At 57.7% G+C, this 17,306-nt stretch carries 16 protein-coding genes and 2 tRNA genes; 9 read left to right on the forward strand and 9 right to left on the reverse strand.

The window, feature by feature from the left end:
- Nucleotides 1-2: 2 nt before the first annotated feature.
- Both J3R75_RS06890 and J3R75_RS06895 read right to left on the reverse strand, forming a co-directional pair.
- Nucleotides 3-350 carry an HTH domain-containing protein gene (locus J3R75_RS06890; RefSeq protein ID WP_307260742.1) on the reverse strand — a complete coding sequence of 116 codons (348 nt, stop codon included), beginning with the start codon at nucleotides 348-350 and terminating at the stop codon, nucleotides 3-5.
- A gap of 613 nt (nucleotides 351-963) precedes the next feature.
- Nucleotides 964-1,434 (reverse strand): hypothetical protein, encoded by a 471-nt coding sequence (locus tag J3R75_RS06895; protein ID WP_307260743.1) that lies wholly within the window; start codon nucleotides 1,432-1,434, stop codon nucleotides 964-966.
- Between the two features lie 52 nt (nucleotides 1,435-1,486).
- On the opposite strand from J3R75_RS06895, the gene J3R75_RS06900 reads away from it, so the two are divergent.
- On the forward strand, nucleotides 1,487-2,932 hold the full coding sequence (locus J3R75_RS06900) for an MBOAT family O-acyltransferase (protein ID WP_307260744.1): 1,446 nt from the start codon (nucleotides 1,487-1,489) through the stop codon (nucleotides 2,930-2,932).
- 13 nt (nucleotides 2,933-2,945) lie between these two features.
- Nucleotides 2,946-3,980, forward strand: a complete 1,035-nt coding sequence (locus J3R75_RS06905; protein WP_307260746.1) for a hypothetical protein — start codon at nucleotides 2,946-2,948, stop codon at nucleotides 3,978-3,980.
- 242 nt (nucleotides 3,981-4,222) lie between these two features.
- On the opposite strand, the gene J3R75_RS06910 is transcribed toward J3R75_RS06905, so the two are convergent.
- The 4 genes from J3R75_RS06910 to J3R75_RS06925 all read right to left on the reverse strand — a co-directional run bounded on the left by J3R75_RS06910 (nucleotide 4,223) and on the right by J3R75_RS06925 (nucleotide 6,911).
- Nucleotides 4,223-5,272 carry a DUF7309 domain-containing protein gene (locus J3R75_RS06910; RefSeq protein WP_307260747.1) on the reverse strand — a complete coding sequence of 350 codons (1,050 nt, stop codon included), beginning with the start codon at nucleotides 5,270-5,272 and terminating at the stop codon, nucleotides 4,223-4,225.
- A gap of 1,002 nt (nucleotides 5,273-6,274) precedes the next feature.
- On the reverse strand, nucleotides 6,275-6,523 hold the full coding sequence (locus J3R75_RS06915; RefSeq protein WP_307260748.1) for a GIY-YIG nuclease family protein: 249 nt from the start codon (nucleotides 6,521-6,523) through the stop codon (nucleotides 6,275-6,277).
- Between the two features lie 217 nt (nucleotides 6,524-6,740).
- A tRNA-Phe gene (locus J3R75_RS06920) sits at nucleotides 6,741-6,816 on the reverse strand.
- Between the two features lie 18 nt (nucleotides 6,817-6,834).
- Nucleotides 6,835-6,911 (reverse strand) — tRNA-Arg (locus tag J3R75_RS06925).
- 787 nt (nucleotides 6,912-7,698) lie between these two features.
- On the opposite strand from J3R75_RS06925, the gene J3R75_RS06930 reads away from it, so the two are divergent.
- Both J3R75_RS06930 and J3R75_RS06935 read left to right on the forward strand, forming a co-directional pair.
- The gene (locus J3R75_RS06930) at nucleotides 7,699-8,046 is read left to right on the forward strand and encodes an HTH domain-containing protein (RefSeq protein ID WP_307259070.1); all 348 of its coding nucleotides are present in this window, start codon (nucleotides 7,699-7,701) and stop codon (nucleotides 8,044-8,046) included.
- Between the two features lie 2 nt (nucleotides 8,047-8,048).
- Nucleotides 8,049-9,407, forward strand: a complete 1,359-nt coding sequence (locus J3R75_RS06935) for a transposase (protein WP_307259069.1) — start codon at nucleotides 8,049-8,051, stop codon at nucleotides 9,405-9,407.
- Between the two features lie 599 nt (nucleotides 9,408-10,006).
- On the opposite strand, the gene J3R75_RS19845 is transcribed toward J3R75_RS06935, so the two are convergent.
- Nucleotides 10,007-10,615 carry a helix-turn-helix domain-containing protein gene (locus J3R75_RS19845; RefSeq protein WP_370882364.1) on the reverse strand — a complete coding sequence of 203 codons (609 nt, stop codon included), beginning with the start codon at nucleotides 10,613-10,615 and terminating at the stop codon, nucleotides 10,007-10,009.
- A gap of 214 nt (nucleotides 10,616-10,829) precedes the next feature.
- Between J3R75_RS19845 and J3R75_RS06940 the strand changes: the two genes are divergently transcribed.
- Nucleotides 10,830-10,970, forward strand: a complete 141-nt coding sequence (locus J3R75_RS06940; protein ID WP_307260749.1) for a hypothetical protein — start codon at nucleotides 10,830-10,832, stop codon at nucleotides 10,968-10,970.
- Between the two features lie 227 nt (nucleotides 10,971-11,197).
- Nucleotides 11,198-11,377, forward strand: coding sequence for a hypothetical protein (locus J3R75_RS06945; protein ID WP_307260751.1), 180 nt, complete (start codon nucleotides 11,198-11,200; stop codon nucleotides 11,375-11,377).
- A gap of 378 nt (nucleotides 11,378-11,755) precedes the next feature.
- Here J3R75_RS06945 and J3R75_RS06950 read toward each other — a convergent pair whose 3' ends face one another.
- Both J3R75_RS06950 and J3R75_RS06955 read right to left on the reverse strand, forming a co-directional pair.
- Nucleotides 11,756-13,261: an ATP-binding cassette domain-containing protein gene (locus J3R75_RS06950; protein ID WP_307260753.1), complete on the reverse strand. Its 1,506-nt coding sequence runs from the start codon at nucleotides 13,259-13,261 to the stop codon at nucleotides 11,756-11,758.
- 16 nt (nucleotides 13,262-13,277) lie between these two features.
- The gene (locus tag J3R75_RS06955) at nucleotides 13,278-13,970 is read right to left on the reverse strand and encodes a glycosyltransferase family 2 protein (RefSeq protein WP_307260755.1); all 693 of its coding nucleotides are present in this window, start codon (nucleotides 13,968-13,970) and stop codon (nucleotides 13,278-13,280) included.
- Between the two features lie 221 nt (nucleotides 13,971-14,191).
- Between J3R75_RS06955 and J3R75_RS06960 the strand changes: the two genes are divergently transcribed.
- From J3R75_RS06960 to J3R75_RS06970, 3 genes are read left to right on the forward strand one after another with little or no spacing between them, the layout of a single operon-like run.
- Nucleotides 14,192-16,117, forward strand: a complete 1,926-nt coding sequence (locus tag J3R75_RS06960) for a site-2 protease family protein (RefSeq protein WP_307260757.1) — start codon at nucleotides 14,192-14,194, stop codon at nucleotides 16,115-16,117.
- The gene (gene cmk, locus J3R75_RS06965) at nucleotides 16,114-16,809 is read left to right on the forward strand and encodes a (d)CMP kinase (protein ID WP_307260758.1); all 696 of its coding nucleotides are present in this window, start codon (nucleotides 16,114-16,116) and stop codon (nucleotides 16,807-16,809) included. Before J3R75_RS06960 ends, cmk begins: the two co-directional genes overlap by 4 nt.
- On the forward strand, nucleotides 16,806-17,297 hold the full coding sequence (locus tag J3R75_RS06970; protein ID WP_307260759.1) for an acyl-CoA thioesterase: 492 nt from the start codon (nucleotides 16,806-16,808) through the stop codon (nucleotides 17,295-17,297). The genes cmk and J3R75_RS06970 overlap by 4 nt, the downstream gene beginning before the upstream one ends.
- Nucleotides 17,298-17,306: the final 9 nt, after the last annotated feature.

Raw genomic sequence — 17,306 nt, forward strand, 5'->3', positions numbered from 1 at the left:
GGCTAATCGTCCTCCTCTTGGTCCAGCAGTGCAAATTCGTTGCGTCCTGTACGCCGGAACGTGTGTCCGTCGAGAACCTTCTTGGTCATCGCCGACACGATGGACTCGCGACGCAGCTTCACGCCATGGCGCTTCTGCACGCGGTCAAGGATCTCATTGATGTGAAGAGGCTCCCCCGCTTCTCGGAGTATATCACTAACTAGTAACATGTTAGATATTTTTCCGGCTGCCTTTCGGTTCGCTTCCAGGCGACCGTCCAAACCTTTGGCCGAGCGCAATGCCTTTAGGCCGGATTCAAGCATTGTTTCCAAGACATTACAGAGATCGTTGCCGCTGATTTCTTTTGCCATACCCGTAGCCTTTCCTTGTTGTGACCAGACACGCCAGCATTCAAGCTACGGGTAGCATAATACGGAGTAGGTAGAATGCAAATTCATTTTTAGATTTATTTTTAAACAAAAAAATTGTCCAAAGTCCAGGCCGCGCCGCTTGCGGCGCGGATTCCGCCGTTCTGTGCCGCGCCCCCGTTCTGTGCCGCGCCGCTTGCGGCGCGGATTCCGCCGTTCTGTGCCGCGCCGCCGTTCTGTGCCGCGCCGCTTGCGGCGCGGATTCCGCCGTTCTGTGCCGCGCCCCCGTTCTGTGCCGCGCCGCTTGCGGCGCGGATTCCCCCGCGCCGCCGTCACGGACCAAACGAGATGCGCTGGCCGTTATCCTGCGATGCTTGGTCTTCTTATGGCTATACGTTTGGTTGTTCGTAATAACTTCAAAAGGGCGAAAAAGTCTCCTTAATTCCGCCTTGTTGGGTGTTGTTCTCTTTGCCTATTGGAGATAGGAAACCACAGCCCAAGACAAAACATTTTCGGCCATCGTGGTTGGCAGAAACGCGGCCATTTTTCGTGGCAGGCAACAACCCATTGATATTGGTTGTCCCTGTGGCCTTTTTGATCGCCCAGCCGGAAACCATCATCCGATTGGCATTTGAGCGCTGAAAGCGCGATCTATGATAGCCCAGGGCAAGCGACGCCGAAGGCGGAGCGGCGCCCTGGGTAGAACGCCATTATTGTTCGTGTTTCTCGGCCTCTTTGGTCTCAGTCGGCGAAGCTGAATGAGACCAAAGAGGCAATGGAACCCGAGGTAACGTCTTGAATAGACCGGACGCGGTAAATACTCGGTGCCGCGGCGGACCTGCATGTCCTCGGGCATGGACGCATGGCCGGTCGTACGGATGCCTTCCGCTCCGGCAACGACGAAGAATTCCTGCGCCCGTTTGTTCTTCTCAGAATTCTCCGTGTGGACCGCGAGAAGGTTGTTGCATTCCTTGGTTTTGCTTATGCTCCACCGCCGCCCGCCTTCACATGTGGCCTTGTCTAATTTTAGCGCCCCGCTATATTCAAGCACATGCACAAAAACAAGTCCGTTCAGCTTTGATTTCATGCACCAGCCCCTTTTTGAAAATGGCTCCCGCAGTTAGCAGAAACCACATTCAATGCTGTTCAATTCCTACATTTTTATTTTAGTCTTTTGTCCAGCAGTCATTTCTCTTTACTTCCTAGCAACAAAGCGGCAAATTCGTTGCGCAAAAGTCGGCTTGGTGCTTGCTTCGTTGTTTTTTTACAGCTACTTCAAACTGGCTTATCTGCCAATTATTGTTTTTTCGATACTCTTCAATTTTTACGTTGGCCGTGTGCAATACCGCGCACGCGACCTGGGACGGCACCATTGTGAGCGCTGGATCCTGGCTCTGGGTGTGACAGTCAACCTCGGCATCCTGTTTTACTTCAAGTACTACGCCTTTACGATCAGTATAATCAACCCGCTTATTGGCACGTCGTGGGCCTGCGCCAAGATTCTGTTGCCGCTCGGCCTCAGTTTCTACACGTTCCAACAGCTGTCATTCTTGGTTGACAATTACCGCAGCAACCAAGTGCACTATGGCTTTTGGGATTATGCGCTTTTTGTTACGTTCTTTCCACAGTTGATCGCCGGCCCGATCGTCCTGCCGGTGGAAATGCTGCCGCAATTCGACGACCCCACAAAAAAAGCGATCAATTTCCGCAACTGGTCAGTCGGCCTCTTCCTCTTTTCCTGCGGACTGGCTAAAAAATGCTTCATTGCCGACACCCTGGCGATATACTCAAACCTCGGCTTCGACTCCAATTCGATCCTAACGTTTGCAGAAGCGTGGGTGGTCGCGCTGGCCTTTTCACTCCAGCTGTACTATGATTTTAGCGGCTATTGTGACATGGCGATGGGCCTGGGCCTCTTTTTCAATATCCAGCTGCCATTGAATTTCAATTCGCCCTACAAAGCCGCCGATTTCCAAGAATTCTGGCGGCGCTGGCATATCACGTTAGGCCGCTTCATGCTCAACTATTTGTACATACCCTTGGGAGGCAATCGCCGCAGTTCGGCAAGAACACTGATGAATCTGCTGATCGTCTTTACCCTGAGCGGAATTTGGCATGGCGCCGGCGTGCTGTTTCTCGCTTGGGGAGCGCTCCACGGATTCGCTATACTCACCCATCGGATGTGGAAACGTGTCGGCTGGGGACGATTTTGCCCGACGGGTGGCATGCCCCGAGTAGCGGGAATTGCAGTGACCTTTGTTACGGTAACCATTTTCTGGGTCTTTTTCCGCGCGCAAAGCTGGACCCGGACAGTCAGCATCTTGCGCAGCATGTTTTCTTTCCACCGTCTCCAATGGCTGTCTAACGACTTCAAAGTAGCGGCTTTCGATGCGACTTTTTCAGTCAACAAAGTCGGCGCCATCCTCGTCGCCAGCATGATGATGGCATTCTTCTGCCCAAATTCGCTCGAGTGGTCACAGCGAATCAAAACGCCATGGAAAATGGCGTTTCTAACTATCATCCTTTTTATGCTGGGCTTTATTTTCGTCGGCCGGCGCGTGCCATTCCTGTACTTCAATTTCTGACCTGACATCTGCAATGGAATATAAAAAAACATTCTGGATCACGATCGCGCTGCTAGCGGCCGCCATAGCATCAATCGCCCTTTTCATCCACGCCGCGGATATCTACGGGACGCGTGAAAACATTCTCCTGGCGGGCATTCCCGAACGTAGCTACCACGCTATCACCGCCCGCAATACGCAGTACGACGCGGCTGTTTTCGGATCGTCGGTGTCGGAAAATTTCAAATGCAGCGAAATAGACCGGGCCTTCGACGTCCACTCAATGAAATTTACCCTGCAGGGCGGCTCGGTAACCGAACGCGCCTACATCTGGAATTACGTCAACCAACAACAGCCACTTAAGCTGATGATTTCAGATATCGCAGAACAAACTTTTGCCACGACGACACCCAATTTCCGCATCGACCAAAGTCTCTACGAAACCAACCATATACAACTCCGTGAGTATCTCTCGGCAGACAACTTGAAAAACGCTATCTACAAAGTCTTCCTCGGCGTCCGCAGCAAAACCGACCGCGATGGCCTATATACGTGGCACCAAAATTTTGAATTCGGCAAAAAACGCCTGGCACGCCTTTTTTATCATGTGGATATCAGCAGGACCACTTGGCCGGAATCACTCCGTATCGAGGACTTACAGGCCAATCTTAGGCAAACCCTCCTGCCTTGCATCCGCCGCCGGCAGACGCCTGACAGCCGCATCATTTTCTTCTTCCCCCCCTATTCCATATTGCATTACCAGCCCAATGCCCTCGACCGACGGATGAAATTCAAGGCGGTAATTATGGACGAACTGCTCGCCATCGACGGACTCGATCTATACGATTTCCAGGCAGCGGAAAATATCGTCTGTAACCTTGGTCTTTACCGTGATGACATACACTACGATGAAACGGTCAATTCCTGGATCGTTAGCGAATTCGCCTCGTCACGCTTCTTGGTCACACCCAATCGGAAGGACGAATTCATTGAACGGCATCGACAGATGGTCAACTCCTACGACTACGCCGCGACAGCCGCCGAACTCAAACAACTCGCCCATAAATGAAAAAATGTCTGCGCTGCGCTGCGCTGAGCTGAGCTGAGCTGCGCTGCGGATAAAACAATCGGCCCTAATCCACGCCATCCACAGGTACAGTTGACCCCAAAATTGGCCAAGGCAATACGTAAAGAAGACTGATGTTTGGACTATAAACGCCGGAGACACTTGAGAACGTCGGGGACGCCGCCCTGTGCCGCGCCGCTTGCGGTGCAGAATGCAAAACCCTTCTCCGGCCAACCGCCGGGGGCTCAGTTCCTCGCCGAGAAGCGCAACAGCGAGGTGAATGCGTCTTCCGTCCGCGGGAGAGACGGGTGGACGGTAACTCGTATGTCCAGCTTCTCGCATGGGCCACGCAGGAGGGAGGCTATCTGCGCCGTACGTACGCGGAGTACCTCTGGCCGGAGGTTTCGTTTCACCAGCGCAGCGAGCAGCACCCCCGCCGCTCGACGGTGGACGGTAGCCAGGGTCGGTACCGGCGCCATCATTTCGCAACCGATGACGGTACCGCCATCCCGTTCAACTACCAGCAAAACGGAGGGAAAAAAAGGACGCTCTGCGCGGCCATCCTGGACGGGATTCGGCAGCATGCGGATATCGACTTCGAGTTCATTCTTGACGACGGGTAAGCGCCTAACGCGTTCCAGGAGGTCTTCATTTAAGTCCGAGACGATCTCAGGCACGGCCGGGCGGGCGATCTTGACCATGCTTTCCTGCCATTCGCTGCTTCCGGCTTGGCTGACCGGCGTGCGCATCAGAAAGACGTGCTCGTCCATGCCCAAGTTGGTCAGGCGATTCAGCCCATCCACATCGTCTTTAAAGCGCGGAGCCACGGCAAGAACCTGTTCGAGAGCAAGAATGAGCAGGCGCAGTTCATCGCTATCCACCTGCCACGGGAACTGCCCCGGCAAAAAACTGCGGAAACAGGGCCAAGCCTGCTTGCCGCGAAACCTGAGCTTCAATTGCTTGATAATCCGCATGTCCGCGGGAACCAGGTAGTCCCGGTCCTCAAATGACAGCTGTAACTGCGATGTCTCGAGGATCGCATCGGCGTTGGCACCCGGATCGTCAATCATATCAAGGATGTGAAAAAGGTCTTCCACGCGCCGGTATACGGCGACCGCAAAATGCTCGCCCTCCTGCCCCATAATGCTGATAAAGTGCGGCGAAGCGTCTTTGGGATCCACAAAACCCAGATGGGCATTGTCATACATCCAGACCCAGGGTGCCAGGTCATATACTTCACTGGCCAGCCTGTAGGCGCGCCGCCATTGCTCAATAGTCGGTTTTTCTGCACTCATCGGACTCATCTCCAATATGTTCGAACAGATTGCACGGTTTCTGGAGGTTTATACCAACCGCACTATGTTACCGCCAAAGCCGTATCCGATGGGCGGCGCGCAGCCGTTGGACGCCTCGACAGAACGACGCCGGCGGCATCGGCCCGTTACTATCAGTCATCAAAGCGCTTTTTGCCACAAACCCAGCGATCTTCACAGCGCTTTTTGCCACAAACCCGGCAGAACCAAACAGCAGTACTGGAACCGCCAAAAACGATTCGAAACCCTATGCAGCACCCTGATTGACACAATAGCTGATTCGATTCCTGTACGGCATATTCCAAGACTGAAATATTCCAGTTTCCTAAAACCGGGAAGAGCCGAAATGCCCCCGGTCCGCGTGAAGCGGATCGGGGCGGTGGCGCGATAGTGTGCGGGTAGTGTCAGTTGCGTGCGGGAGTCCAGTTGTGTGGCAGCAAGGAGTCAATGTCGTTATGCCGGGTGGTGCCGAGGCGGGTGACTATAGTGTACCCACAAAATCGGCCAAGGACATAAGCGCAGAAGACATTGGCCATTGGCTTCCAGCTACCGGTCGCGCTTCATGCCGGGTTAGCCATGGACTGCATCGTCCGTCACCAGCCGATGGCCAACCACGTCATATTGCGGAAGGCAACGGCGGCGGTGTGATGACAAGCCGGCACGCAACCCGTAGCAGGGCGCGCAATCAGCAGCAGAGTGGGACAAACGTTCGTGGCGCGGGTTGCCCGTGTCGTGCTGAGTGGTACAAACGTGCAGCGGCGATAACCTGTGTCGCGCGACACAGCAAACAGAGACGATTTTCGTGTGGCGGCCGGATGCTTCGCGGTGTGGGTGAAAGTAAAACCGGCCGGGGGATAAAAAATTGCGTGCCTGATAATCAGCGAGTTACGCCCTGTGTCTAAATTTGGGGGTGACACAGGTCGCAGACAAGAAATCTGAGCAGTTGAGCAGATTGGAGAGAGAAAAGACGTGAAAAGCTGTGTCTCAGAGATGCTTTGCGGCAAAGGCCCGCCCGCTGCCGGATTTCAAATACTGTTCAAATGCGCGGGCCTTTTCTTCCGATGTAAAGGCAATGCTGGTTTCTATGCGCCACGGTGCAAACGGCGCAGTATGCGGAACCTGTCCACGGTTGTGACGCGCAAGACGATCGGCCAAATCTTCCGTAAAGCCCGTGTAATGATGGGTTTCCGTGGCAATGTCCTTCAGGAGGTAGACGAAATAGTATTTCGACATATTATCCTCCTTGATACGAAAAAGCCGCCAGGACTGGCGGCAAGGAATGCAAACTTTATCTGAAAGCAACGCTGAGGTTGCAGCCCGCCTGCGCTCGCTGGGGCAAGCTACGGCGTGGCATTTTTTTTGCTGGAGCAATGTTGTATCGGAGGAAGGCCCGCCTGCGCTCGCTGGGGTGAGCTACGGCGTGGCATTTTTTTTGCTGGAGCAAAAAAAATGGTGGCAAGGGCCGGGGTCGAACCGGCGACACAAGGATTTTCAGTCCTCTGCTCTACCAACTGAGCTACCCCGCCACGGGCATGTCATAAAAGTGGCGTACCTGGAGGGGTTCGAACCCCCGACCTTCTGGTCCGTAGCCAGACGCTCTATCCAACTGAGCTACAGGTACGCATTTGTTGCTGACGAGTTATTACATTATGACCGAAAACGGGATTTTCAAATAGGCGACGGCGCAAAAAGCGGTGAAAATGTAATCGGTCAGTAACCACCCCGGTGGGGAAAACACCGGGGACAATGTGCAGGAAACCCACGGCCCGCCGCCGCCCAGCCATTCGACCTTGATTTCCGCCGTCCTTTGCGGCAGCGGAGTCATAGCGGGCCATTGATAATAGCCGGGATCGTGGTGACGCCTGGGACCGATGGGACTAATTGGCGACTGTGCGCAGGAGCGAGGACTCACGGACTCATGAGGCATGATCTCATGGATTGGACTATGGGAACTTTTGGGACTGTGGGGAATGACGCCTTGGACGCCGGGGACTGTTTGAGGACTTGTTGGACTCTTGGGAGCGCCGCCGGGGAGGTAATCAGGGAACGTTTGCGTGAGGCTGTTTGGAGGTCGTGTGAGGTCCTGGCCCCATGCGACGGTGCGGGCGGGAGACGGGCGCGCGACAAGACGGGAGACGAGCGCGCGACAGGCCGGGGACCGCCCGCACCACAATCGGGAGACGGGCGCGCGACATAACCGGGCACGTTTACGTGTGGCTGTTTGGAGGTCGTGTGAGGTCCTGAACCCATGTGACGGTGCGGGCGGGACGCCCGCACCCTGGACTTTGGACAATTTTTTTTGTTTAAAAATAAATCTAAAAATTAATTTGCATTCTACCTACTCCGTATTATGCTACCCGTAGCTTGAATGCTGGCGTGTCTGGTCACAACAAGGAAGGGCTACGGGTATGGCAAAAGAAATCAGCAGCAACGATCTCTGTAATGTCTTGGAAACAATGCTTGAATCCGGACTAAAGGCATTGCGCTCGGCCAAAGGTTTGGACGGTCGCCTGGAAGCGAACCGAAAGGCAGCCGGAAAAAGATCTAACATGTTACTAGTTAGCGATATACTCCGAGAAGCGGGGGAGCCTCTTCACATCAATGAGATCCTTGACCGCGTGCAGAAGCGCCATGGCGTGAAGCTGCGTCGCGAGTCCATCGTGTCGGCGATGACCAAGAAGGTTCTCGACGGACACACGTTCCGGCGTACAGGACGCAACGAATTTGCACTGCTGGACCAAGAGGAGGACGATTAGCCATGGAAAACAAATCGCTGCTTGTGTGGTTGCGTGCTTTTTTGGCGACTCTGAGCGTGGGCATCAAGGATGTTCGGTCACGAAAGCGATTTGTCACGATAGGCATCGGCCTTTTGGGCGCCAGTCATCCAAAAACCATAACCAGCGCCATTAACTTTCTAGATATGGTGTTCCACTGGAGCGCGTTCTATAAACTTTTCTCCCGGAGTAAATGGGACTGTGAAGGCATATTCGGGCCCATTATCCAGGAGGCCGTCAGTCTCTGCCCAGTCTACGACCCCATCATTTCCGCCATCGACGATACGCTCGTGCGCAAGACCGGCAAAAAAATCCCCGGTACTGCTTACGCCCGGGACCCTATCAGCCCCCCGTTTCATGTCAATCTGGTCATTGGCCAGCGCTATCTGGAAACGACCATCATGTGCCACGGCTCTGATCCCAACTCCAGTCGAGCCGTACCCGTGGCGTTCAGACACGCACCACCGGTCAAGGCTGGAAAAGTGACAAGTCCGGAGGAGGAACAGATACTGAAGGAAGAGAAGAAAAAGCACAACATGAGTGTGCGCGGTCGCCAGCAGCTTTTTTCCCTTCGTGGGGCAATCGACGCAATACCTGGCGGTTACGACCGTGTCCTTATCCAAAGCGCCGACGGCAGTTTTGCCAACAGCTGTTTCCTGACTGATCCTCCTCACAACACCGTGATCGTCGCGCGAGCGAGGAAGGACACGGTCTTTGTCGAGCCTCTTTGCCCCGAACAACGCAAAGGCAATCGCAAGTACGGCCAACGTCTGCCTTCACCCAAGGATATTCTTGCCAGCGACAACTACGAAACGCGGACCATGGAGGTATTCAAGCACGGACGTAAACTTGCCGTGCATTACAAGTGCGTCCAAAACGTCAGGTGGCCGGGTGCGACCCACGATCAGCCCTGTAATCTCATAGTCATTAAGCCTTTTCCCTATCGTCTGACCAAGAATGGGCGCACTCTCTATCGGCAGCCTGCCTTCCTGGTCGTAACCGGTGCCATAAACAAGATCACGATCGAACAGGCTATAAGGGCTTACTTGCTTCGCTGGGAGATCGAAGTCAGCTTTCGAGACCAGAAAGCAATACTTGGCATTGGCAAAGCCCAGGTGTGGAACAAAGATTCAGTAGCTAAAGTGCCCGCTTTCATCTCGGCTTGCTATGCCGCTTTGCTTCTGGCAAGCATACGACTCTACGATGACAAGCGAAACGAGGCATTCCCAACGCGAGAACGGTGGCGAAACGACCCGGTCACCCGTCCATCCCTGCGCGATCTGGTGCGTTTAATGCAAAGCGAGCTGGCGGAGGGAAAAAAATCAGCACCGGACGTTGCGTAGGAGTCCGTGCAAGATTGTCCAAAGTCCAGGGTGCGGGCGGGACGCCCGCACCACAATCGGGAGACGGGCGCGCGACAGGACGGGGACCGCCCGCACCACAATCGGGAGATGGGCGCGCGACAGGCCGGGAGACGGGCGCGCGACAGGCCGGGAGACGGGCGCGCGACATAACCGGGCACGTTTACGTGAGGCTGTTTGGAGGTCGTGTGAGGTCCTGAACCCATGCGTTGGTGCGGGCGAGACGCCCGCACCGCGGCCGGGAGACGGGGTCCGCGCCACGGCCGGGAGAGGCGCCGGGGAGGTAATCAGGCACGTTTGCGTGTGGCTGATCGGAGGTCGTGTGAGGTCCTGAACCCATGCGTTGGTGCGGGCGAGACGCCCGCACTGCGGCCGGGAGACGGGGTCCGCGCCACGGCCGGGAGAGGCGCCGGGGAGGTAATCAGGGAACGCTTACGCAATGCTATTTGGAGGTCGTGTGAGGTCCTGAACCCATGCGTTGGTGCGGGCGAGACGCCCGCACCACGGCCGGGAAACGGGGCGCGCGATGGGACTGAGGACGGTGGCGCGCGTGTCTTTCACACAGGCAATTATTGGCTCTTTTAGGAGTTTATATCCGTTGCTGCCGGTGGAGGGTTTGGGCCCGCTGCTGTCGGCGGGGGACTTTGGTCCGCTGGGGCGGACGGAGACGGAGACTTAGCCGTTATGACCGGGGTAATTGGGGCGCCTGGTTCAGGCAGGACGACGGCGTGCGGTTGTTTGGCGGCGTTATGGATTGCCTGGAGTTGGTCGTTGATGTAGTTGAAGACGGACTGGAAAGCGTTTGCGCAAGCAGTGCCGTTTCTTGCCGGTAGTGCAATCACTGCCCGGTTGTTCTGGGTTTGCACGTAGAGCAATACGGACTGATCGGAAGTGAAAGCGGGGGCTTTTGCGGAAGGCTTGGCGGAAGGGAGGCCGGCGTCGAGTTTACCAGTGACAAAAGACGTGAGGATGACGCCGTGTTGCGGGCGGCAGGTGTTGATTTGGCCGGTTTCCCACTTTTGGAGAGTTGACCAGCTGATGCCGAGGAGAGGGCTTAACTCTCTCAGGCTCAGGTCCAGGGATTTTCTTTTTTGCCGCAGGAGCCGGGCCAAATCCGGGGTAATGTGGCCATCGAAGACAATGTCGTTTGCGGGTTCTGGGAAGGTACTGCCAGCACTTGCCTCTGCCATGTGTTCTGCTCCTCCGTGCTTTTGCCGGTTACACGCATGTCATGCACTAAACATGCATGGTTATGCATGATACTGTTGCAGGCATTTTCTCTTCCTGGGCATATAATGGACTAATTTGCATGATATTCAATTCGATTATATGATTTTTTTGTTTTTTTAACCTTCCTTATTTGGTGATGATGGAATTTTTGAGCGAAAGGGGTGCGCAGGCGAAGTGACGACATCGGTCAGTAACCACCCCGGTGGGGAAAACACCGGGGACAATTTGCAGGAAACCCACGGCCAGTCGCCGCACATATGGGAGGCTAAGGGGCTGTTCGATAATTACGTTTACATCTATACCCAGGCACGCTGAAAGCGTGCGATAGCGCAAACAAAAAAAGGTGAGGTTCCATTGCCTCTTTGGTCCCAGTCAGCTACGCCGACTGGGACCAAAGAGGCCGAGGAACACGAGCGTAGAGGGCGCGCTACCCAGGGCGGCGCTCCGCCTGCGGCGTCGCTTGCCCTGGGCTATCATATTTCGCGCTTTCAGCGCTTCTGCCGCTTCGCGGCGGAAATGCACGACGAGAAAAGGCTGCTTGGTTGAAACAACAAGTGCCATGGATACCGCTACATGAAGAGCATCGGTTTCATAGGAGTAACCACCCCGGTGGGGAAAACACCGGGGACAATTTGCAGGAAATTCACGGCCAAGCGCTGCCCAGCCATTCGACCTTGATTTCCGCCGTCCTTTGCGGCAGCGGGTTTCATAGGAGTCATTGATATTGGATGCCCGACATGCCGCCGACGTCAACCCCAGGCAAGCTAGTGAGGTTCCATTGCCTCTTTGGTCCCAGTCAGCTACGCCGACTGGGACCAAAGAGGCCGAGGAACACGAGCGTAGAGGGCGCGCTACCCAGGGCGGCGCTCCGCCTGCGGCGTCGCTTGCCCTGGGCTACGATGACAGCGCCCCTCCAGGGCGCTTGCCGCTTCGCGACCAGGGCGCTTGCCGCTTCGCGGCCAGGGCGCTTGCCGCTTCGCGGCCAGGGAAATGTTGGCCGTCGACAAGGTATGACATGAAAGAGCGTTTGTACTGCAATGTGTAAACGTAATTTGTGAACGGCACCTAACCAGGCAACGGGTTTCATAGTAGGTCGGCCCCTACTGCGGGGTGATAGCGCCGCCTTGCGGAGTGCGGGCGATATGCCAGTGTCGGGTGGTGACAGCGTCGAGGAAGCGGCGGTCGTGGCTGACGAGGAGTAGTGCGCAGGGGCATTCAGCGAGAGCTTCTTCGAGACATTGGATGCTGGGGATATCCATGTGGTTGGTGGGCTCGTCCATAATGATCAGGTGGGGCGTTTTGCAGATACCGAGAGCGAGGAGGATCTTGCGGATTTCGCCGGGGCTGGGCTCGCTGCTTTCGAGGAGGCGCTGGGGGCGCGAGCCGAGGCGGCTGACGATGGTCATCAGCTGGCCGAGTGGTTCTTTGGGGAGCGCGGCGACCTCGCGGATGATATCGCGACAGGCTTCCGCGCTGATTTCTTGGGGAACGACGACGAGGTGTTCGGGCTCGACCTTGAGTAGCGGCAGCACGTGGCGGATGAAGCTGCTTTTGCCGCTGCCATTGGGGCCGGTGAGCGCGATGCGGTCCTGCGGGGCGATACTGAGTTCGGGGAAGGCCAGGATGCGGTCGCTGGCGATGTCTATGTGTCCAGGTTCGAGGCGGAGCAGCGCGGCGCGTTGGGAGCAACCGCCATTTTCGAGCCAGATGCCCATCTCATAGACCTTTTTGACGCCGCTGCTTTGGCGGCGTTCTTCGGCTTGGCGGAGGCGCCCGCTCATTTGTCGCAGGCCTTTGTTTTGGGCGCTGTCCTTATCGCTGACCTTAGCGCGGGCGATTTTGTCTTTCGCGTCGTGGTCTTTGGCGGCGACGCTGCTGCGGGAGCCTTTTTTTGCGGATTGTTCGCTGAGTTCGCGGCGGCGTTGCTGTTCGCGTTTGAGGCGTTGCAGTTCGTGCTTGGCGTGGTCGTCGTTGCGGCGGGCGTCTTGTTGTTCGATACCCGACTGCTGTAGGCCCTGGGTAACGCCGCCGGGTCGCATGGCGACATTTGGCGGGTCAATAAAGAGGCACTGACTGCAGAGCGTATCGACCATGTCGCGGTCGTGGCTGACGAGGAGGCCGACACCGCGGAACGCGCGCAGGGCGGTCATGAGCATCTCGCGGGCGTCGCTGTCGATGTGGTTGCTAGGTTCATCGAGGGCGAGCACGGCGGGGTCTTGCCAGAGGGCGACGGCGATTTGGGCGCGTTTACGTTCGCCGTGGCTGAGGGACGGCCAGCGGTCGGGCCAGTCGTCTTCCAGGCGCAGCTGGCTGCAGATGAGGATAGCTTCGCGATTGTAGTCGGCCAGAAGCGCGGCGAGATCAGTGGGGCAGTGGTCGGTACGTTGCGGGCAATAGCAGCAGTCGCCTGAGCTGCGGATCAGTCCGGACTGCGGACTGAGCAGACCGCAGCAGAGTTGCAGCAGGGTGCTTTTGCCCACGCCGTTGGCGCCGACCACGCCAGTCCAGCCGGGGGGGAAGAATGCCGATACGTCAGCCAGAATGGGTTCAGTCGCGCGTTCATAGCGGAAAGAAACGCCTTGGAGTTGCAGGAAAGACTGGGGCATGTGATAGAGCGTCTCTTCAGTCGCGACTGAGCAAATTGTATTTGATGATGTACCAGATAGCGGCGACACCGTCTCGCCAGCCGATTTTCTTGCCGTCGTCGTAGCAACGGGCCTGGTAGGCGATGGGCACCTCGTAGATACGGGCGCGGCGGCGGGCGAGTTTGGCGGTGATTTCGGGCTCGAAGCCGAAGCGGTTGCATTCGAGGGTGAAGCTGGTGAAGAGATCGGCGCGGATCATCTTGTAACAGGTCTCCATATCGGTGAGATGGAGATTCGAGCAGATATTGGAGATGGCGGTGAGGACCTTGTTGCCGAAGTAGTGCCAGAACGTATCCACGAGGATTTCGCGGCCGGAGTAGCGGCTGCCGAAGACCGCGTCGGCCTTATTGTCCATTAGGGGCCTGATCATGACGGGAAATTCGGTGGGGGCGTATTCGAGGTCGGCGTCTTGGATGATGACCGCGTCGCCGGTGACCATTTTTTGTGCACTGCGGATAGCGGCGCCTTTCCCCTGGTTCTGGTCGTGGTGGAGGATTTTGAGGTCGGCAGACGGCGGCATGGCTTCGAGGATTTCGCGGGTGCCATCGCTGGAGCAGTCATTGACGACAATGATTTCAATGTCGGGCAGGCCGCAGGCGCGGACCTGGCCGATGACGGTGGCGATGGTCTGTGCCTCGTTGTAGGCCGGAATGATGACGCTTAGTTTCATGACGTGAAAGACCTGCTGCGGTGAGGTGAGAAGGCGCCGGGGGCGGTTCCGCCCGGGGACAGCCTATACATTAGCTGTGATGGGCCAGTGCGTCCATTGTTCGCCGGAACAATTCGCTCAAAGGGCCTTTACCAAGTATATTTTCCGTTTTGGAACAACGGGCCGGTGTGGACGTCCTAGAGGCGTTATCGCCACCCGCAGACACAGACTTTGGAGGCCCCGTGGAAAACGTATTGTTCATATTTGGCATGATCTGGAAGATCATCTTCATAGCGTTCTTTTTTGGTTTTTGCGTCTTCATCCACGAGTTTGGCCATTTGCTAGCCGCGCTATGGCGAGGGCTGCATGTGGAGAAATTCTCCATTGGTTTTGGCAAGCGCCTATGGGGTTTCAAGCGCTGGGGTGTTGAGTTTGTGGTGAGCATGCTGCCCTTTGGCGGCTATGTGATGTTGCCGCAGCTTGATCCGACGGACGAGCCGAAGACCAGCACTGGCGAGGCGCTGCCGGCGGGCAAACCGAGTGCGCGGGCGATAGCGGCGTTTGCGGGTCCCCTGTTCAACATCCTCTTTGGCTTTGCGCTGGCGACAGTGATGTGGGGGGTGGGCGTCTGGGAACCGACGCCGGCGAATTCCTGCGTGGTATTATCGGTGCCGCAGACCCTGCCCCTGTACCAGGACGGATTGAAGTTCGAAGACACGATCATCGCCCTCAATGGCGAGCCGGTTGAGGCGACTTGGGAAGAGCTCTGTGAGAAGATACCGGTCGATGCGCCGCCGCAGACCCTGACGGTGCGGCGCAAGGACGGCCCGGTCGAGCTGACGATTGCGCCGGTAGCCAATCCCGAGTGGCTGGCGGGCTTACGCGCCGGCCACCGCATTGTCGCCGTCAATGGCAAGCCTTTCAACCGCGGCGTTGACGAAGTGACCAAAGAGTACGTCTATAGCAAGACGCCGGAGGTGACCCTGACCGTGGACAGCGGCGATGGCCAGCAGCGCGATCTGCGTTATTTGCCGGCGCCGAATCCACGGGTTGAAGACCTCGGCCTGCCCTTTTTCACGGCGCGCAATCCCGTGGCTGTCGGCGCGGTGTTGCCGGACAGTCCGGCGGCGCGGGCGGGCCTGCAGGCTGACGACCAGTTGCTGGCGATTAACGGCAAGACCATCACCAGCGCACGCATGTTCCTGGAGGAGGTTCAGACCCTGGCCGGGCAGCCGGTGCGGCTGCTGGTGAACCGCAAGCGGAGCGAGCTGGAGATTGCAGGTATGGAGCTGCCGGCGCGCGTGGGCGACCGCGACATCGGCATGGAGCAGCTCGGCGTAGTTTTCACCGTGATTGTCGAGGCGGTCGTGCGGGACATGCCCGCGCACGCCGCCGGCATCCGTCAGGGCGACCGCATCAAAAAAGCCAACGGCCGTGACATCACCGACAGCGCGATGTTCACCGAGCTCGTGCGCGAAACTCGCGGTGCGCCGCTGACGCTGCTGCTTGAGCGCAATGGCAGCGACGTGGAGCTGAGCGGTCTTGCGGCCGTGCCGCGGGAGATCAATGGCAAGACCATCCATTTTGTGGGGCTGACCCTGTCGGACAACGTCCCGAAGGTCATTGGCCATCCCTCGCCCTGGGCGCAATTCACGGAGGTCGTCAGTACCACTGGCCGTACGCTTGGGCTGCTGTTTTCGCCGCTGACGTCACGTCTGAGCGGCAAAGAGCTGCCGGCGAATCGCGCGCAAGTGAAAGTGGAGCACATGAGTGGCCCGCTGGGCATCGTCATGATGCTCTGGTACAAGTTGAAGCTAGAGGGCATCCGTGGCGGCCTGTCTTTCATCATCCTGATATCCTTCAGCCTGGCGCTGATCAACCTCCTGCCGTTGCCCATCTTGGACGGCGGCCACATTGTCTTCGCGGCAATTGAGGGCGTCACGCGGCGGCGCCTGCCGGCGAAATTCCTCGGCATCATCCAGAATGTCTTTGCTTTTCTGCTCATTGGCCTGATGCTCTACATCACTTTCTTTGACAGCAACCGGCTGTACCAGCGCGCCAAGCTGATGTTCCAGGACAGGAGCGAACAGGTCGCGGAGCCCGCCAAAGCGGCGGAGCCCGCGCCCGCGCCCGCGCCGGCGCCGGTAGCGGAGGACGCGGCGCCATGACGGGTGGATGCAAGCAGTTGCAGATTGCGATTGACGGCCCGGCGGCGGCTGGCAAGAGCACGGCGGCGAAAAAATTAGCGACGCGTCTTGGCGGCTACTACGTGAACACTGGCGACATGTACCGCACGCTGGCCTGGGCGGTGTTGCGGGCCGGCGTCGATCCGCGGGCAGACGAGGCCGGCGTGGCCGCGTTGCTGCCGCAGTGGGACATGCATTACCGGCCGGCGGCCGATGGCGGCCTGCAGCTCTATTTCAATGGCGAGACCGTGCGGCAGGACGACATCCGCGCGCCGGAGGTCGCCGCCGTGGTCAGCTACATCGCGCAGATACCCGCCGTGCGGGCGTGGATGCTGTCCCGCCAGCGCGAATGCCGAGCGCTCGGCGTGATTGTCATGGAAGGGCGCGACATCGGCACGGTGATCTTCCCTGACGCCAAGTACAAATTTTTCGTCACGGCATCGCCCGAAGAGCGCGCGCGCCGGCGTTTTTTGCAGAAGGGCGAAGTCGCCGACGGAGCGACGCTGGCGACGGTCGCTGCTGAGATTGCCGAGCGCGACCGCATTGACTCCACGCGGGCGACGGCGCCGCTCAAGCCGGCGGCGGATGCGCGGGTGCTGATGACGGACGGCCTGGATCAGGATGCCGTCATTGAGGCGCTCTTGGCCCGCATAGCTGTGGAGGACCGTCCATGAGCGCGCAGTGGTTTGGCCAGCTGGAATACCGGGTGCCCTATGCGGACACGGATCAGATGGGCGTAGTCTACTATGCGAACTACCTAGTATATTTTGAGCGTTCGCGCAACGAGCTGATGCGCGCCATGGGCCTGACCTACAAGGAACTCGAACAACGACAGCTGGGCCTGCCGGTCGTCAGCGCCCAGATCGACTACAAGACGCCGGCGCGTTACGACGATGTGCTGACGATTCGCGCCGAGCTGGCGTGGGTCCGCGGCGTGCGCCTACAGGTGAATTGCCGTGTCTGCCGGGGCGACCAGCTGCTGGCGACGGGCCACACCGTGCACGCCGTCATTGACCTGCGCAGCCTGCGGCCCACCCGGGTGCCCGACGAACTGCTGGCCATGTGGTCTCAGGCCGTTCCTGGCGCGGACGAAGCCCCTGCTCCGATCGCTGCGGCCGGCACCGCCGATCGACACCACCCAACGACTGTTCACAACGCGTAAGGAACGCTA

It is taken from the genome of Oligosphaera ethanolica, from assembly GCF_030814695.1.
Classification (GTDB): domain Bacteria; phylum Verrucomicrobiota; class Lentisphaeria; order Oligosphaerales; family Oligosphaeraceae; genus Oligosphaera; species Oligosphaera ethanolica.

Excerpts from the sequence above, each read along its gene's own strand:
- J3R75_RS06890 (WP_307260742.1), bottom strand. The coding sequence starts at position 350 with ATGGCAAAAGAAATCAGCGGCAACGATCTCTGTAATGTCTTGGAAACA.
- J3R75_RS06895 (WP_307260743.1), bottom strand. The coding sequence starts at position 1,434 with ATGAAATCAAAGCTGAACGGACTTGTTTTTGTGCATGTGCTTGAATAT.
- J3R75_RS06900 (WP_307260744.1), top strand. The coding sequence starts at position 1,487 with ATGCTGTTCAATTCCTACATTTTTATTTTAGTCTTTTGTCCAGCAGTC.
- J3R75_RS06905 (WP_307260746.1), top strand. The coding sequence starts at position 2,946 with ATGGAATATAAAAAAACATTCTGGATCACGATCGCGCTGCTAGCGGCC.
- J3R75_RS06910 (WP_307260747.1), bottom strand. The coding sequence starts at position 5,272 with ATGAGTGCAGAAAAACCGACTATTGAGCAATGGCGGCGCGCCTACAGG.
- J3R75_RS06915 (WP_307260748.1), bottom strand. The coding sequence starts at position 6,523 with ATGTCGAAATACTATTTCGTCTACCTCCTGAAGGACATTGCCACGGAA.
- J3R75_RS06930 (WP_307259070.1), top strand. The coding sequence starts at position 7,699 with ATGGCAAAAGAAATCAGCAGCAACGATCTCTGTAATGTCTTGGAAACA.
- J3R75_RS06935 (WP_307259069.1), top strand. The coding sequence starts at position 8,049 with ATGGAAAACAAATCGCTGCTTGTGTGGTTGCGTGCTTTTTTGGCGACT.
- J3R75_RS19845 (WP_370882364.1), bottom strand. The coding sequence starts at position 10,615 with ATGGCAGAGGCAAGTGCTGGCAGTACCTTCCCAGAACCCGCAAACGAC.
- J3R75_RS06950 (WP_307260753.1), bottom strand. The coding sequence starts at position 13,261 with ATGCCCCAGTCTTTCCTGCAACTCCAAGGCGTTTCTTTCCGCTATGAA.
- J3R75_RS06955 (WP_307260755.1), bottom strand. The coding sequence starts at position 13,970 with ATGAAACTAAGCGTCATCATTCCGGCCTACAACGAGGCACAGACCATC.
- cmk (WP_307260758.1), top strand. The coding sequence starts at position 16,114 with ATGACGGGTGGATGCAAGCAGTTGCAGATTGCGATTGACGGCCCGGCG.
- J3R75_RS06970 (WP_307260759.1), top strand. The coding sequence starts at position 16,806 with ATGAGCGCGCAGTGGTTTGGCCAGCTGGAATACCGGGTGCCCTATGCG.